This window comes from Haladaptatus sp. DYSN1 (assembly GCF_029489995.1).
Classification (GTDB): domain Archaea; phylum Halobacteriota; class Halobacteria; order Halobacteriales; family Halococcaceae; genus QDMS2.
The window spans coordinates 50,321-65,879 of record NZ_CP120470.1 but is presented as its reverse complement, the minus strand read 5'-3'; the positions used below and the strand labels follow the sequence as shown (position 1 = coordinate 65,879).

Annotated in this window: 15 protein-coding genes; 12 read left to right on the top strand and 3 right to left on the bottom strand. The window is 61.9% G+C overall.

Features of this window, described 5'->3' with window-relative positions; translation table 11 throughout:
* Nucleotides 1-422: 422 nt before the first annotated feature.
* The 8 genes from P0648_RS00355 to P0648_RS00320 all read left to right on the top strand — a co-directional run bounded on the left by P0648_RS00355 (nucleotide 423) and on the right by P0648_RS00320 (nucleotide 6,214).
* Nucleotides 423-974 (top strand): site-specific integrase, encoded by a 552-nt coding sequence (locus P0648_RS00355; protein ID WP_277504824.1) that lies wholly within the window; start codon nucleotides 423-425, stop codon nucleotides 972-974.
* Between the two features lie 73 nt (nucleotides 975-1,047).
* Complete coding sequence (gene twy1, locus P0648_RS00350; RefSeq protein WP_277504823.1) at nucleotides 1,048-2,028, top strand: 4-demethylwyosine synthase TYW1; 981 nt, start codon at nucleotides 1,048-1,050, stop codon at nucleotides 2,026-2,028.
* 61 nt (nucleotides 2,029-2,089) lie between these two features.
* On the top strand, nucleotides 2,090-2,758 hold the full coding sequence (locus P0648_RS00345; RefSeq protein ID WP_276274738.1) for a nucleotidyltransferase domain-containing protein: 669 nt from the start codon (nucleotides 2,090-2,092) through the stop codon (nucleotides 2,756-2,758).
* Nucleotides 2,748-3,233 carry a hypothetical protein gene (locus P0648_RS00340; protein WP_276246238.1) on the top strand — a complete coding sequence of 162 codons (486 nt, stop codon included), beginning with the start codon at nucleotides 2,748-2,750 and terminating at the stop codon, nucleotides 3,231-3,233. The genes P0648_RS00345 and P0648_RS00340 overlap by 11 nt, the downstream gene beginning before the upstream one ends.
* Before the next feature lie 181 nt (nucleotides 3,234-3,414).
* On the top strand, nucleotides 3,415-4,122 hold the full coding sequence (locus P0648_RS00335; protein WP_276246239.1) for a CTP-dependent riboflavin kinase: 708 nt from the start codon (nucleotides 3,415-3,417) through the stop codon (nucleotides 4,120-4,122).
* Entirely contained in the window at nucleotides 4,122-4,778 is a 657-nt protein-coding gene (ribB, locus tag P0648_RS00330; protein ID WP_277504821.1) for a 3,4-dihydroxy-2-butanone-4-phosphate synthase, read from the top strand. The genes P0648_RS00335 and ribB overlap by 1 nt, the downstream gene beginning before the upstream one ends.
* Nucleotides 4,779-4,879: 101 nt before the next feature.
* Nucleotides 4,880-5,821 (top strand): branched-chain amino acid transaminase, encoded by a 942-nt coding sequence (locus tag P0648_RS00325; protein ID WP_276246241.1) that lies wholly within the window; start codon nucleotides 4,880-4,882, stop codon nucleotides 5,819-5,821.
* A 42-nt stretch (nucleotides 5,822-5,863) separates the two neighbouring features.
* Nucleotides 5,864-6,214: a nuclear transport factor 2 family protein gene (locus tag P0648_RS00320; RefSeq protein ID WP_277504820.1), complete on the top strand. Its 351-nt coding sequence runs from the start codon at nucleotides 5,864-5,866 to the stop codon at nucleotides 6,212-6,214.
* Here the strand turns inward: P0648_RS00320 and P0648_RS00315 are convergent, their stop codons facing one another.
* Nucleotides 6,215-6,403: a hypothetical protein gene (locus tag P0648_RS00315; protein ID WP_277504819.1), complete on the bottom strand. Its 189-nt coding sequence runs from the start codon at nucleotides 6,401-6,403 to the stop codon at nucleotides 6,215-6,217.
* 42 nt (nucleotides 6,404-6,445) lie between these two features.
* A complete protein-coding gene (serS, locus tag P0648_RS00310) occupies nucleotides 6,446-7,807 on the bottom strand; it encodes a serine--tRNA ligase (RefSeq protein ID WP_277504818.1) in 1,362 nt (453 codons plus the stop codon).
* A gap of 86 nt (nucleotides 7,808-7,893) precedes the next feature.
* On the opposite strand from serS, the gene P0648_RS00305 reads away from it, so the two are divergent.
* The 4 genes from P0648_RS00305 to P0648_RS00290 all read left to right on the top strand — a co-directional run bounded on the left by P0648_RS00305 (nucleotide 7,894) and on the right by P0648_RS00290 (nucleotide 14,470).
* Nucleotides 7,894-8,811 carry an MBL fold metallo-hydrolase gene (locus P0648_RS00305; protein ID WP_277504817.1) on the top strand — a complete coding sequence of 306 codons (918 nt, stop codon included), beginning with the start codon at nucleotides 7,894-7,896 and terminating at the stop codon, nucleotides 8,809-8,811.
* A gap of 37 nt (nucleotides 8,812-8,848) precedes the next feature.
* Nucleotides 8,849-10,783 (top strand): long-chain fatty acid--CoA ligase, encoded by a 1,935-nt coding sequence (locus P0648_RS00300; RefSeq protein ID WP_277504816.1) that lies wholly within the window; start codon nucleotides 8,849-8,851, stop codon nucleotides 10,781-10,783.
* A 65-nt stretch (nucleotides 10,784-10,848) separates the two neighbouring features.
* Nucleotides 10,849-12,711, top strand: coding sequence for a cation:proton antiporter (locus P0648_RS00295; protein ID WP_276246248.1), 1,863 nt, complete (start codon nucleotides 10,849-10,851; stop codon nucleotides 12,709-12,711).
* A gap of 73 nt (nucleotides 12,712-12,784) precedes the next feature.
* Nucleotides 12,785-14,470 carry an aldehyde ferredoxin oxidoreductase family protein gene (locus tag P0648_RS00290; RefSeq protein WP_277504815.1) on the top strand — a complete coding sequence of 562 codons (1,686 nt, stop codon included), beginning with the start codon at nucleotides 12,785-12,787 and terminating at the stop codon, nucleotides 14,468-14,470.
* Here P0648_RS00290 and P0648_RS00285 read toward each other — a convergent pair.
* The gene (locus P0648_RS00285; RefSeq protein ID WP_277504806.1) at nucleotides 14,467-15,483 is read right to left on the bottom strand and encodes a BtrH N-terminal domain-containing protein; all 1,017 of its coding nucleotides are present in this window, start codon (nucleotides 15,481-15,483) and stop codon (nucleotides 14,467-14,469) included. The two genes, P0648_RS00290 and P0648_RS00285, sit on opposite strands and share 4 nt — an antisense overlap.
* Nucleotides 15,484-15,559 lie beyond the last annotated feature (76 nt).

The following is a 15,559-nucleotide window of genomic DNA, read 5'->3' as shown; positions in this document are numbered from 1 at the left end:
ATTTTTGAATCAGTTTGCACACTGAGAGGCGGGTTTCTCATCCCCCCTCGAATTTTCCACAATCGGGTGAAATCCCCGGAAGAAACAGGGATATTGGAAAATAAATCTGATTGTGGAAATCTAGTACGTCATCTGAGACGTTGACTATACGTTACTGATGGCGCGAATATCGCTACCTGAGGCTGTCAGAAGGCCGAATTTGAATACTGGGGATATTCAAGTAGTGCTGCTGGTCGGGCTACACCGTGGTTCTCAGACTCCACAATCGGTTGCAGTCTGTCGATTCCAGATTTTCATCTCAGAATGAGTGGATATGGCGGTCCGTTTTCACTCTATTCCCAATTCCCAATTTGCCAAAATTGTGGTGATAGAGGTGTTCTACGTAGGAAAGTCACTTCTTAAAATGTGCCCTCTCGTCCACTTTGGCGGAGTTCCACACTCAGATTAAATCTGGCCTTACAGCCTCCCTTACGGGGACTGAAGCCGATTGTGGAGATTTCACATTTGCACCCTATCTCGCAGCTTGGTTAGCGGACCATCCACGTTCTGACAACCCTGAAGCCTACGTGTTCGTTGGCGACCCAGACCACTTCCAGACGAGTCTTGACGAACCCTTGTGTCAAGGAACGATACGTCGCATGCTCCAAACAACTGCTGAGCATGCAGACGTAGAAAAGCCGGTGAATCCACACAACTTCCGTCACTACTGGACGACGATAATGAAACAGGAATACGGACTCAATGACGAGGAACTCAAATTCCTCCTCGGGCATCAACGGTCGGGAAATGGAATGAACGAGGTCTACAATCACTCCGTGGATTCAAAGCTGCGAAGGAATATCGCCGAAAAACGCGACGGAAATATTTCATCGCAGCCAAAGCCCTTGACTCCAGCCCACTGTGCTGAATGCAATGAACAACTAGCAGACCACTGGGTTTTCTGTCCCTACTGTGGGACAGCATACGGTCCATAATCGTCGATTGGAGTAGCTCACCTCCTGTGCGGGTGGAAAGAGTGTTGTAGGTCGCGCGTACACACTCATAGCAATGAGTAACTCGGATGGACCAAGCCAGGTGGGGACTCCGAACTACCACCACGAGAACCACACTGCCGCTCAAACATGTGGTTGGACCGCGAACGCCCTGCGTGGCGAGGGTCGCTGTTATAAGCAAATATTTTATGGAATCGAGTCACACCGCTGCATTCAGATGACGCCAGTGGTCAAATGCAACGAGCGCTGTGTCTTCTGCTGGCGCGACCACCGCGGGCACGCCTACGAACTGGACGACGTCCAGTGGGACGACCCGGCGGCCGTCGTGGAGGCGAGCATCAAGCTCCAGCGAAAACTCCTTTCGGGATTCGGCGGCAACGACAACGTCCCCCGCGAACTGTTCGACCAGGCGATGGAACCGCGCCACGTCGCCATCTCGCTGGACGGCGAACCGTCCCTCTACCCGTATCTCCCCGAACTCATCGACGAGTTTCACGCCCACGACATCACGACGTTCCTCGTCTCCAATGGGACCCGTCCCGGCGTCATCGAACGTTGTGACCCGACGCAACTCTACATCAGCGTGGACGCCGCAGACCGCAAGACGTTCGACCACACCGTGCGCTCGGTCGAGGACGATTCGTGGGACCGCCTCATCGACACGATGGACGTACTCGCGGAGAAGAAAGACACCCGCACCGTCCTCCGGACAACGCTCGTCAAGGGCGTGAACATGGCAAATCCCGACTGGTACGCTGCCCTTTTCGACCGCGCGGACCCGGATTTTGTCGAACTCAAGGCGTACATGCACGTCGGCCACTCGCGGGGCCGACTGAACCGCGACTCGATGCCGAGCCACGAGGAGGTCGTCGAGTTCACAGAACAGGTTCAGGCGTTCATGCCCGAACACACCGAGTTGAAAGACGTCCCTGCTTCCCGCGTCACGCTGCTCGCGAAAGACAGCGATACGTGGGTGCCGAAACTGAAGAAGGACAGCGACTTCTGGGCGCGTGACCCGATTACGGGGCAGTCCTGACCCTCCTCTGACCCCTCTGTCACCCGTACAGTTTTACCATGGTATTCCTAATAGGAATTGTATGCCTAATGGGAATACATCTACTGAAATCGCTCTCACGTATCCGTTTCCAGCGGAGCGGGTATTCCGCTATCAGGCGATGCAGGAGGTACTCTCAGTCCTCATCGAACAACCGTACGACGAGTTCACGATATCTGAACTCGCGACGCTCATCGAGGGAAATCAGGCAACAGTCTCCAAAGCGGTCAAATTACTCGCCGCGGTCGGGGTCGTCGAAACACACAGAGAGGGTCGAAAGCAGTACGTGAGCATCAATCGAGCGCGGCTCACCAAACCTGACCCGTTCCTGTCGATTCCACAGGTGGAATTTCAGAAACCAGTTCGGGCGTTCGTCAATCGGATTCGGGAGGAAGTCGATGAACTGGTGGGGGTAGTGCTCTTCGGGAGTGTCGCTCGTGGTGAGGCCGATAGAGTCAGCGACATAGACCTCCTCATCATCGTGGCGGGAGATAAAACGGCGGGGCGACGAGCTGCTCAATCGATTATTCGTGATCTTCAACAGACGAAATTCGACGGAAATCGGTATTCGTTCCAGCCCCTCGTCGAATCAACAGCCAGTGCTCGGAGAATTGGTGAGCGGTTGCGCCCACAGTTTCGCGACGGAATCACGCTTGTCGATTCTGATGCACTCGCTGCGCTTCGTCTCGAGGTGCTCTCAGATGGTGAATGACGACATTCGAGAGAGACTCGCGGCTGCCGAACGTCGATTCGAGGAGTCACCGGTAACTATCGAACACGGTCTCAACGTTTCTGACCCCGAGTTAGTGCAACTTCGAAGAGCTTGTCGATTGCTCGCGGCTGGATTGCAACTTCTCGATCGTGGCTACTACACCGTGGTTATCGAGTCGTCGTTCGTCGCAATCGAGCGAACGATACAGTTTCGGTTAATTCACGATGGGGCGATGGCGCCAGAAGAAATGATTAGCAACCATCGTCGGCTATACCAACGCGGGGCGGAAATCGGCCTCTACGATGAACCGTTCTCCGAGAAGCTCGCTGACTTGTGGACGCAAAATCGTACAAAAACGTACTACCGGCTCGGAATCGCCACGAAAGAGCAGGCAGCGGCGATGCAACAACTCGCTATCGACTTTCACCAACACTACGTCTCGACCAGTCAGTGTAAACACGAATGTCTCTGTTAGTCGCGACCCGATTACGGGGCAGCCCTGACCCCCTGACCAATTTCGCTGCGACCGGAGCGTATAGATAGCTCCCCGTCGTCCGTTCAGGTAGTTCAACTCCTTCCAACGGGCTTTGCGTTCCATTTTTGGAATGCTTCTCACTTCCGTTACGCTTATCCTTCGTGCGATAGAATCCTCAGGTATGACTGGAATCGCGCGGCTCGAAATCGGGCACGACGCCCTCGCGACGCTCAAACTCCTCGCCCTCGACGGCGCGTTAGAGGGCGACGTCAAGGCGTCGTGTGCCAACCTCGCGGCCCGACTCGACGCCTCGAACCAGACCGCCTCCCGTCGCCTCCAGCGATTAGACGAGGCGGACTTCATCGAACGCGAAATCGTGAGCGACGGCCAGTGGATTTCTATCACCGACGAGGGCGAACGCGCCCTACGCCGCGAGTTCGCAGACTACCGGCGCATCTTCGAGCGCGACACGCGAATCGACCTCTCGGGGACCGTCACCGGCGGGATGGGCGAGGGTCGCCACTACATCTCCCTGCCCGGCTACCACGAGCAGTTCGTCGAGCGCCTCGGCTACGAACCGTTCCCGGGGACGCTCAACGTGAATCTCACCGCAGAGAGCGTCCGCGCTCGCTCCGGCCTGCACGCGCTCGACCCCATCCCAATCGACGGCTGGGAGGACGACGAGCGCACCTACGGCCCAGCGGTGTGCTACCCCGCGAAAGTCGAGACGGCAGACGGGAAGACGTACGAACCCGCCCACGTCGTGGCGCCAGAGCGCACCCACCACGACGAAGACCAGCTCGAACTCATCGCGTCGGTGAAGCTCCGTGACGAACTCGACCTCGCTGATGGCGACCACGTCACGGTCCACGTCGTGGAGGTGAACTAATGGCTCAGACCGCCACAGAACTGGCTCGCGTCATCGCGGCGTTCAAAGCCGGCGGCCCGGTGCTCGTCCACGACGCCGCAGACCGCGAGGGTGAGACTGACCTCATCTACCCCGCGACGAGCGTCACGCCGAGTGACGTCGCCCGAATGCGAAACGACGCTGGCGGCCTCGTCTGCGTCGCCCTCTCGGATGCGGTTGCAAGCGAATTCGACCTCCCGTTCATCCAGGACGTCCTCGACCACCCCGCGGCCGAGGCCCACGACCTGCGCTACGACGAGCGGTCGTCGTTCTCGCTCACGGTGAACCACCGCGACACCTTCACGGGCATCACCGACGAGGACCGGGCGCTCACGATTTCGGAACTCGGACGCGCTGCCGCGGATGCTGCGGCCGTCGATTTCGCCGCCGAGTTCCGTGCTCCCGGCCACGTCCACCTGCTTCGGGCGGCCCCCGGCCTGCTCGCGGAGCGAAAGGGCCACACCGAACTCGGCATCGCGCTGGCCGAGGCGGCGGGTGTCGAACCCGCCGTGGTCGTCTGTGAGATGCTGGACGACGAGACGGGCAAGGCACTTTCGCCCGCCGATGCGCGGGCCTACGCAGAGCGCCAGGGCTTCCCGTACATCGAGGGGTCGCGGCTGGTCGCAGAACTTTCCTGACGGCGGGCAATTTTTCGACGTACTGTCACCCTGCTCTGCGTCCGAGAAACGATGATGATGGTTTCTGAGTCTTTATTGCGGTGGCGTCCATTTCTCGGGGTATGAGTGGCTTTGCAGACATGGACGTTGACACTATCTGGATGAACGGCGAGTTCGTCGACTGGGACGACGCGAAGATTCACGTGATGTCCCACGGACTCCACTACGGGACGGGCGTGTTCGAGGGCGTTCGCTCCTACGACACCGAACGCGGCCCCGCAATCTTCCGCTGGGAGGAGCACTTAGAGCGCCTCTACAACTCGACGAAGCCGTACAACATGGAAATCGACCACTCGCCCGAGGAACTCACCGAAGCGACGATCGAACTCCTCAAGCGCCAGAACCTCAAATCGTGTTACATCCGGCCCATCGCCTTCTACGGCTACCACGCCCTCGGCGTGAGCCCCGGCGACTGCCCGACCGACGTGGCCATCGGCGCGTGGCCGTGGGGCACCTACCTCGGCGACGACGCGCTCGAAAACGGCGTGGACGTCATGGTCTCCTCGTGGCGCAAGCACTCCTCCAGCCAGATTCCGACCAACGCGAAAACCACGGGCCTCTACGTCAACAGCCTCCTCGCCGGTGAAGAGGCCCGCCGCAATGGCTACGCAGAAGCCATCGTCCTCAACAAGGAGGGCAACGTCGCAGAGGGTCCCGGCGAGAACATCTTCCTCGTCCGCGACGGCGAAATCTTCACGCCCGGCCTCGCAGAGAGCATCCTTGACGGCATCACCCGCAACACGGTCATCACGCTCGCTCGCGAACAGGGCTACACCGTCCACGACAACGCGACCATTTCGCGGGGCGAACTGAACACCGCAGACGAACTGTTCTTCACCGGCAGCGCCGCCGAAGTCACCCCGATTCGCAAGGTGGACAACGTCGTCATCGGCAACGGGTCGCGCGGCCCGGTCACCGAGGACCTCCAGAGCGCCTTCTTCGACCTCGTCGAACGGCGCACCGATTCACACGACGACTGGTTCCTCTACGTCGACGAGCAGTAGTTCGCCCCCACATTCTTTTGCCGTCGCCACCGATTGACCACCATGCACGAGGCCGCCGCCCGCGAGTTCTACGCCGCCATCGACGAGGGGGACTACGACCGCCTCGCCACCCTGCTCACGCCCGCGTTCGTCCACGAACGCCCGGACCGAACGCTCTCGGGACGCGACACCTTCGTCTCCTTCATGCGCGACGACCGCCCGCTCACCGAGACGAGCCACGAAATCGAGGCCGTCTACACCGGGGACGGCGAGGTGGCCGTCCGGGGAACGCTTCGCGGGGCCGACGGCGCGACCCTGTTAAAATTCGTCGATATCCACCGTCTCTCTGGCGACCAAATTGCGCACCTCACGACCTACACCGCCCAGACCGCAGAGCGGTTGACCGAGGAATAGTCAGAACGCGTCGCTCGCGTAGGTGGCGAACAGGCCAGCGACGACGAGGGTGAGCGAGAGGAAGAAGGCGAGTCGGCCCAGTAGTTCGTAGTCGCCCGTCTGGTAGCTAATGGACCCGACGGTGGCGAACAGGGCGAACAGTCCGAAAGTCAGGAATTTCAGTCGGAAGATGTCGCCGGGAAGGGACATGGCTGTGATGCAGGAACCGGAACTCGAAGAAGCTGTGGGGCGTTAGTCGCGCTTGCCGGCGCCGAGTGCCGACTCGCCGACCGGTTCGTGGCCCTCGATTTGCTCCTGGCCGCCCATGTACGGACGGAGGGCTTCGGGGACGGTGACGGTGCCGTCTGGGTTCTGGTAGTATTCGAGGATGGCGACCAGCACGCGCGGGAGGGCGAGGCCGGAGGCGTTCAGCGTGTGGAGGTACTCAGCAGAGCCGTGGCGCTCTGGCCGGTAGCGCAGGCCGGCGCGGCGGGCCTGGAAGTCCTCGAAGTTGGAGGCCGACGAGACTTCGAGCCAGCGGCCACCTTCGTCGGGGCCGGCTTCCATGTCGTCGCCGGGGGCCCAGACTTCGATGTCGTAGGTCTTCGCGGAGGCGAAGGTGAGGTCGCCGGTACACAGCGAGAGGATACGGTAGGGCAGTTCGAGGCGCTTTAGCACCTCTTCAGCCTCGTCGAGCAGGCTTTCTAAGCGGTCGTAGCTCTCTTCGGGCCGGACGAAGTTCACGAGTTCGACCTTGTTGAACTGGTGGACGCGGACGATGCCGCGGGTTTCCGTGCCGTGTTCGCCCGCCTCACGCCGGAAGTTCGGCGTAACGGCCTGATGCTTGAGCGGGAGGTCCTCGTCTAAGAGAATTTCGTCGCGGTACATATTGGTGACCGGCACCTCTGCGGTCGGGCAGAGCCAGAGGTCTTCGCTTTCGAGTTTGTACATGTCCTCCTCGAACTTCGGGAGCTGGGACGTGCCGACCATCGCGTCCGTGTTGACCGGAATCGGTGGCTGGACGTCGACGTAGCCCTGCTCGCGGTGGATGTCGAGCATGAACTGGATGAGGGCGTGTTCTAAGCGCGCGCCGTCGCCTTTGAGGAAGAAAAAGCCGGAGCCAGCGACCTTCGCGCCGCGGGCCTCGTCGATAATCTCTAGCTCCTCGCCGAGTTCGTAGTGTGGCTTCACCGAGGCGGGCAGGATGCGCCGGTCGTCGAAGCCCCAGCGGCGCTCTTCGACGTTGTCGGATTCGTCTGCGCCGACGGGGACGCTCTCGTGGGGGACGTTCGGGAACTCCAGCAGTTCCTGTTCGAGCTGGGCTTCGAGTTCGTCGGCCTTCGACTCGATGCTCTCTAACTGCTCTTTGAGCTGGCTGGAGCGGTCGATGCACTCCTGGGCGGCCTTCTCCTGGCCCTCGCGTTTGAGCTGCCCAATCTGGCTGGACACCTCGTTGCGTTCGTGTCGCAGGTCGTCGCCGCGGCTCTTCAGGTCACGCCACTGCTCGTCTATGTCGAGCACGTAGTCGAGGTCCACGTCCCCGGCCATGCCACGGGCCTCCAGGGCGGTTTCGACCTCCTTTGCGTGCTCGCGAAGGTATCGCCTCCCAAGCATTCTTGCGCGAGGCTTCACGACGCCGGGGCAAAACCGTGTCGCTTGTCGCCCCGAGAGCTTTTTCCTACCCAGCGCGTGGGTGGCGTATGGGAATCGGAGACGTTTACGAAGTCACGACCGGTGACTGTTCTGACCTCTACTACGTCGATACTGGAATGTACGACGTTCCACAGTACGGCGCTGTGTACATCTTAGACGCAGACCGTCCGGCGATCGTCGATACCGGCATCGGGACGCGCTACGAGAACATCCTCGACGCACTGGACGAGTTGGACATCGCCCGCGAAGACGTCGAATACATCCTGCCGACGCACATCCACTTGGACCACGCGGGCGGCGCGGGCTATCTGGCCGAGGAACTGCCGAACGCTACCGTCGGCGTCCACGAAATCGGCGCACCACACCTCGTGGACCCGACCCGTCTCGTCGAGGGAACCAAACAGGCCGTCGGCGACGCCTGGGAGTTCTACGCAGAGCCGAAGCCCGTCCCCGAAGACCGCATTCGCGAACTGACAGATAGCGACGTGATTGACCTCGGCAATCACACCCTCGGTGTCCACCACGCGCCTGGTCACGCACCCCACCAGGTAATCTTCCACGACCCGCGCAACGACGCCGTGTTCACGGCGGACGCCGCAGGCATCTACCACCAGGACGCAGACCGCGTGCTCATCACGTCGCCACCGCCGAACTTCGACTTAGAGCAGTGTATCGCCGACGTGAAACTCATCGACGCGCTCCAGCCCTCGACGCTGCTCTACGCCCACTACGGGCCAGCGGAGGCTGACACCCGCCTCGAAGACTACGCAAAACTGCTCAACGAGTGGGTCGAACAAATCGCCCTCGCGAAGGACGAACTCGGCGACGACGAGGCGGTCATCGCCCACTTCCTCGACGCGACCGACTTGGACGAACTCTGGGGCGAGCGCAAGGCGAGAGACGAGGTTTCGATGAACGTAAACGGCGTGTTGCTGGCCCTCTCGCGGCGAGAATCGGCAAAATAAGCGCGAAAGTTTTCTTCGGTGCGCGCCTTTTTGGGCCATGGACTGGCGGTCGGTCGAACGTGAGTATTCAGACGAGGTTATCGGTGAGACGACGCTCCCCGTGCTGTTCGAGGAGAGTGCGACCCAGAACGCAGACCGGCCCGCACAACTGTTCAAAGGCGCGACAGCAGACAGTTCGCTGTTCGACACGGTGATAGCGGACGCCCCTACCGGCGAGTACGGGTCGCTCACCTATCGCCAGCTGCAGACAATCGTCCACCACCTCGCCGCCGGATTTTACGACCTCGGAGTTCGGAAGGGCGACCGCGTCGGCATCTTCGCCCACACCCGGATGGAGTGGGCCCAGTGCGATTTCGCCATTCTCGCGGTCGGCGGCGTCGTCACCACCATCTACCCTGACTCGACTCCCCGCCAGTTGACCTACCTGCTCGAGGATTCGGGTGCGACGGGCGTCGTGGTGGAAAACGCCGCCCTGCTCGAAGCGGTCCTCGAAACCGAGGCTGCCCTCGACTTTATCGTCGTCATGGACCGGTTCTCGGGGTACAGCCACCGTGACGATATCCTGTCGCTCGCCGACTTCCACGAGCGCGGAGCCCAGACCTACGACCCGGCGGCGTACCAGTCGTGGCTCGACGCCGGGTCGCTTTCCGACCTCGCGAGCATCGTCTACACCTCCGGGACGACTGGGACGCCGAAAGGTGTCCCGCTCACCCACGGCAACTTCCGGGCGAACATCAATCAGGTCAGACGCCGGTTCGGCCCCCGCCCGGACAAGGGCGACCTGCCGGCCATCTCGGCTGACTCTCGCTCCCTCTCGTTCCTGCCACTCGCCCACGTCTTCGAGCGCCTCGGCGGTCACTTCTTCATGTTCGCCTCGGGCGTCGCCGTCGCCTACGCGGAGAGTACCGAAACGCTGCGCGAGGACTTTGGGCTGGTTCGACCGACCGTCGCCACGAGCGTCCCGCGCATCTACGAACGCTTCTACGACGCCGTCTGGTCGCAGGCCGCAGAATCGGCCGTGCGCCTTCGTATCTTCGAGTGGGCGAGCGACGTGGCCCGTCGATGGGCGACGACCGCCGACCCCGACCTCTCGTTGCGCCTGAGCCACGCGCTCGCAGACCGCCTCGTCTACCGTCGGGTACGCGCCGGCCTCGGCGGGGACGTCGAAATTCTCATCTCCGGTGGCGGCAGTCTCTCGACGGACCTCGCAGAACTGTTCTTCGGCATGGGACTTCCCATCTACGAGGGCTACGGCCTCACGGAGACGGCACCCGTCCTGTCCACGAACCTCGTCGAAAACCCGCAGTTTGGCACCCTTGGACTCCCCGTCACCGACGTCGAGGTGCGTATCGACACCGCAATCGACGCAGACGGCCTCGTTCCGGAGTCCGGCGGCGAACTCGGCGAACTCCTCGTGACGGGGCCGAACGTGTTCGACGGCTACTGGAATCGCCCCGAGGAGTCCGCACAGGTGTTCACCGACGACGGCTGGTTCCGCACCGGCGACATCGTCGAACGACGGCCCGACGACTACCTGGTCTTCCGTGGCCGGGTGAAGGAACTGCTCGTCCTCTCGACGGGCAAGAACGTCTCGCCCGGCCCCATCGAGGACGCCTTCGCGACCAGTTCGCGGGTCGAACAGGCGATGGTGCTCGGCGACGACGAGAAGTTCGTCTCCGCGCTCATCGTCCCGAACATGGCGGTACTCCGCGAGTGGGCCACAGACGAGGGTATCGCGCTCCCGGCCGACCCGTGGGAGGCGTGTGCTGACCCGCGCGTCGTAGCCTGGATTCAACGAGACGTAGAACGCGTCAACCGGTCGCTCGAAGCCTACGAGCAGATAAAGCGGTTCACCCTCGTCCCAGAGGCGTTCACCGAGGCCAACGATTTGCTCACGCCGACGCTGAAACTAAAACGTCGCAATATCGTGACGCGTCACGCGGACAGTGTTGCGGCCATGTATGCCGATTAATGTCGAATTGAAAAGGTGCGTTTATCAGTCGCCCGTCCGTTACCGCGACTAATGGAGGCGAAACTGTGGCAGAAGGCGGCTCACTGATTCCACTCGTCGCTGCTATCATCGGGATTGGCGTCGGAGCGCAGGTGCTCGCAGACCGCTTTCGGGTACCCAGTATCATCTTCCTCATCGCCTCCGGTATCATCCTCGGGCCGGAAGGACTGAACTTCGTCACGCGAGAATCGTTCGGTGGCGGGCTCTCGACTATCGTTGGCCTCTCCGTGGCCATCATCGTCTTCGAGGGCGCATTCCACCTGCGAATCAACAATCTGCGAGAAGCCCCTGCGGCAACGATTCGCTTGGTGACCATCGGGGCGATTATCGCCCTCGCGGGGACGGCGGCCGTCGTCCACTTCGCCCTCGGGGTGTCGTGGACGGTTGCCGCGCTCATCGGTGCGTTGCTCGTCGCGACGGGACCGACGGTCATCGCTCCCATCCTCGTGGTCGTTCCCGTACGCGACCGCGTGGCGACGGCGCTCGAAACCGAGGGCATCGTAAACGACGTGACGGCGGCCATCCTCGCGGTCGTCGTCTTCGAAATCATCCTCGTCGGCGACGCCACGCCCTTCGAGTTCATCCAGTTGTTCGTCGAACGACTCGGCGTCGGCATGGTCATCGGCGCGGCCGTCGCGGGCGTGCTTTGGTACCTGCTTCGGTACGTGGACCTCTCGCCCGCGAACGCCCCGCAGAACGCCCGCTTGCTGACGCTTGCGGGGGCGCTCGTGGCGTTCGCCGCGGCGGACGCCGTCCGCACGGAGGCCGGCATCGCGGCGGTAGCGACGGCGGGTATCCTTCTCGGTAACACGGACATCCCGTACGAAGAGCAGATCTCCGAGTTCAAAGGCGACATCACGCTGCTCGTCCTCTCGTTCGTGTTCATCGCGCTCGCGGCGTTGCTCGATTTCGAGACACTGCTCGGCCTCGGCGTTGCGGGGCTCGTCGTCGTGGTCGCGGTCGCGCTCGTCATTCGGCCGCTACTCGTGTTCATCTCGGCGGCGGGCGACCGCTTCACTCGCGGTGAAAAGCTGTTCATGAGTTTCGTCGGACCACGCGGGATTATCCCCGCATCCGTGGCGACGCTGTTCGCCGTCGAACTGCAGGCGGCCGGGTTCGACGAGGCGGCGACGGTCCTCGTCGGCACGGTGTTCCTCGTCATCCTCACCACCGTCGTCTTCGAGGGTGGCTTCGCTCGGTACATTGCAGAATATCTGGACGTGATACCAATGCGCGTAATTATCGTCGGCGGCGGAAAGGTGGGCCGTGCGCTCGCCGAACGCCTGGTCGACCGTGGCGAGAACGTAGTGATTATCGAACAAGACACCTCGGTCCTGCAGATTGCCCGCGACGCGGGATACACCGTCCACAACGGCGACGGGACGGACACGGACGTGTTGCGCGCTGCAGGTGCGGACAACGCGAAAATCATCGTCGCGGCCACTGGGGACGACGACGTGAACCTGCTTGTCTCGCAACTGGCGAGTTCGAAGTTCGACATCGACCGCATCATGGCCCGGGCGAACAACCCGGACAACGTCGATGCGTTCGAGGAACTCGGGGTTCGGACCATCTCGTCTGCGCTCGCGACGGCCTACGCGCTCGACAACCTCATCGAGCGTCCCGCGCTCTCGAACTGGATGACCGAAATCGGCCGCTCGGGCGACGTTCAGGAGACGGAGGTCACGGCCGACGACCTGGTCGGCAAGACCATCGGTGAAATCGACACCGAACTCCCCGATGGCGTGCTCATCGCGCTGGTCAGCCGCGACGGCAAAAACCAGATGCCAGACGAGGACTTCACCCTCCAGAACGGCGACCACGTCACGCTGCTCGGGCGCAAGGAGTCGGTTCGCACTGCGCTCAAGACGTTCAACCCGCGCGAATGACATGAACTGCATGTGCGTCGCTGCACGTTTATAATAAATTTTTATTAGCGTGGGGCCGTCTGTTTGGCCGAGAATGATACACACGAAAGGTCCCCTCTTGACCGTCGATGTCGGGTCGCGCGAGTTCGAGACCACGAACGTAGACGCGATTCTCGAAGCCTACGTCGGCGGTCGCGGCGTCGGCACGAAACTCGCCCACGACCGCATTCCATTCGATGCAGACCCGCTCAGCCCAGAAAACAGCCTCATCTTCGCTACCGGCCCACTCCAGACCTCCCAGATGAGCTTCACCGGTCGGATGAGCTGTACTGGACTCTCGCCGCTCACGAACGGCCTGCTCTCGTCTAACGCCGGCGGCTTCATGTCCCGACCGTTCGCCGATACGGGGTACAGCGCAGTCCAGTTCACGGGCGCGAGCGACGAACTGCTCGCCGTCCACGTCCGCGACGACGGCGTCACCTTCGAGGAAGTACCCGACCTCGCGGGAGCGAAACTCGACGAGGTTACGGCGTGGTTAGACGAGGCCCACGACCTCGGGCCGGAACACGCCGCCGCAATTGGACCGGCAGGCGAGAACGGCGTCCGCTTCGCCTCCATCATGACCTCGGAGAACCGGGCGTTCGGCCGTGGTGGCCTCGGCGCGGTGTTCGGTGCGAAGAACGTCAAAGTCATCACCTTCGACGGTGACTCGCGCCCCGACATCGAGTTGGACGTCGACATCACCGCGGAGATTCACCAGAAGGCCGCCAACGCTGACAGTCCAATGAAGTCGGCGGGAACCACGTCGGTCACGAACTACGCCAACTCGGTCGGGGCGCTCCCGACGAAGTACTTCGAGGAGACTTCCTACGAACACGCGCACAAAATCGGCGGGTCGGCCGTCGCAGAGAAGAAGTACAAAAAGGGCACCTGTTCTGCGTGTGCGTTCGCGTGCAAACTTCCCACCCGCGACGAGGAAAGCGGCCTCGAAACCGAGGGGCCGGAGTACGAGACGGTGATGGCGTTCGGGTCGAACGCGCTCGTGGACGACGTGGTGGACGTGATGAAGTCGAACGACCTCTGTAACAAACTCGGGATGGACACCATCTCGTGTGGCGACGCCGTCTCCGCCTACCTCGCCGCCCACGACGAGTTCGGCAACGTCGACCTCATCCACGAACTCGTCGAGAAAATCGCCTACCGCGAGGATGAAGGCGACATGCTGGCGGAAGGCATCGCCCGGTTCCACGAGGAACTCGGCGTCGAAAACTGGACCATGAAAGGCATGGAGTTCTCGGCCCACGACGGGCGTACGCTGAACGGTCAGGGTCTCTCGTTCGCGACGGCGAACCGCGGGGCAGACCACATGTACGCCGAAATGTACAACCTCGAATACCCGCTCGTTGCGCCGCCACAGGCGCTCGACCCGGACGGCCTCGACGGCAAACCAGCGGTGCTCGTCGAACACGAGAACCTGAACGCCCTGAAGGACGCGGGCGTCCTCTGTAAGTTCGGGTCGTCGTTCATGAAGGAAGAACGCTACGAGAAACTGTTCGACGCGAGTTACGCTGCCCTCCTCGAAGTGGGCGACCGCATCGTCACGCTCGAACGCCACTTCAACAACAAGCGCGGCTTCGACCGGACTGACGACGACGCGCTGCCCTACGAACTGGACGGGTTCGACGAGGCACTCTCCGAGTACTACGAACTCCGAGGTTGGTCGGACGACGGCGTCGTGCCCGACGCGAATGTGGGAGACACGCCTGCTGCGGCCGATTAGACCAGCGATTCGAGGTCGGTCAACAGGGATTCTTCTTTCGTCGCTATCGCTGAGACAGCGTCGCCAATCTCCGTGAGCTGCGCTCGCAGGTCGGCTTCGTCCTCGGCTTTGCTCGCGGCTTTCAACTGCTCGCCGACCGCCGTCCAGTCGGCGGCAATCTGGCGCATGCGCTCACCGTGCGAGTCGTCGAGTTCGGGAACCTGCTCGGCCATCGACGCGAGGAACGCGGCGTAGAGCCGTCGGAAGGTGCCGCCACCCGTGCCGCGGCGTTCGACGTTCTGGTAGGCGAACCGCGCTGTCCACGTGATTTCCCGGAACGCTCCGAGGTCGGGAAACCCGGGGAGTTCGTCCGCAAACCGGCGGATGCCGGGCAGACCGTGAGCTGTATTCACCCCGCCGAGCGACCACGGCGCGGATTCGGGGTCCTGCATGTAGGCTGCCGTCGTTCGAATCGCCTGTCGCATCGCTTGCTCGATGCTCGCTCGCGGCTCGGGGTCCGTGACGACGATGTGTCGTCGGGCGAGCGAAACCATCGCCTGCGAGGTCCACGCTTCGTCGAACTGCTCGCGAGAGAGCGTCTGCACCTCGTCGAACTCGCTATCCGAAATCTGCACGCTCTCGTCGTCGTAGCCTACGAGGAGGACGGTGTGTGGCGAGAAGTGGGTGTCCGTGTTGTAGTAATCGAGGTAGAATAAATCCACGAAGCACATGACGGGGTCGCCACCGTCGATGGCGGCCTCGACGGCGGCCCACGCTTCCTCGTGGCTCTGCCCCTCACGCTCCTCGTGGGGAATATCGAGGTTAGCGAAGAAGGCCGATTCGAGCCACACTGGACGGCCGAAAAAGGCGCGATACGGTGGCTCATCGGTGATGAAGTAGGTAAAGCCGAGGCCGGAGGCGAGGCCGAAGCACTCGGCCTCTGAGAGGCCCCAGCCGTAGAAATCGGAGAGATTGCGAAGCGAGGTAGACCCGCAGTGGTGTCCGGTTTCGTGGGTGTAGCCGGAGAGGTGCATACGTCGCGTTTTCGGCGGGCAAGCGATAACGATTGTGACCCGATCAGTCGACTTCGGGGTCGGCCTCGAAGAGTTC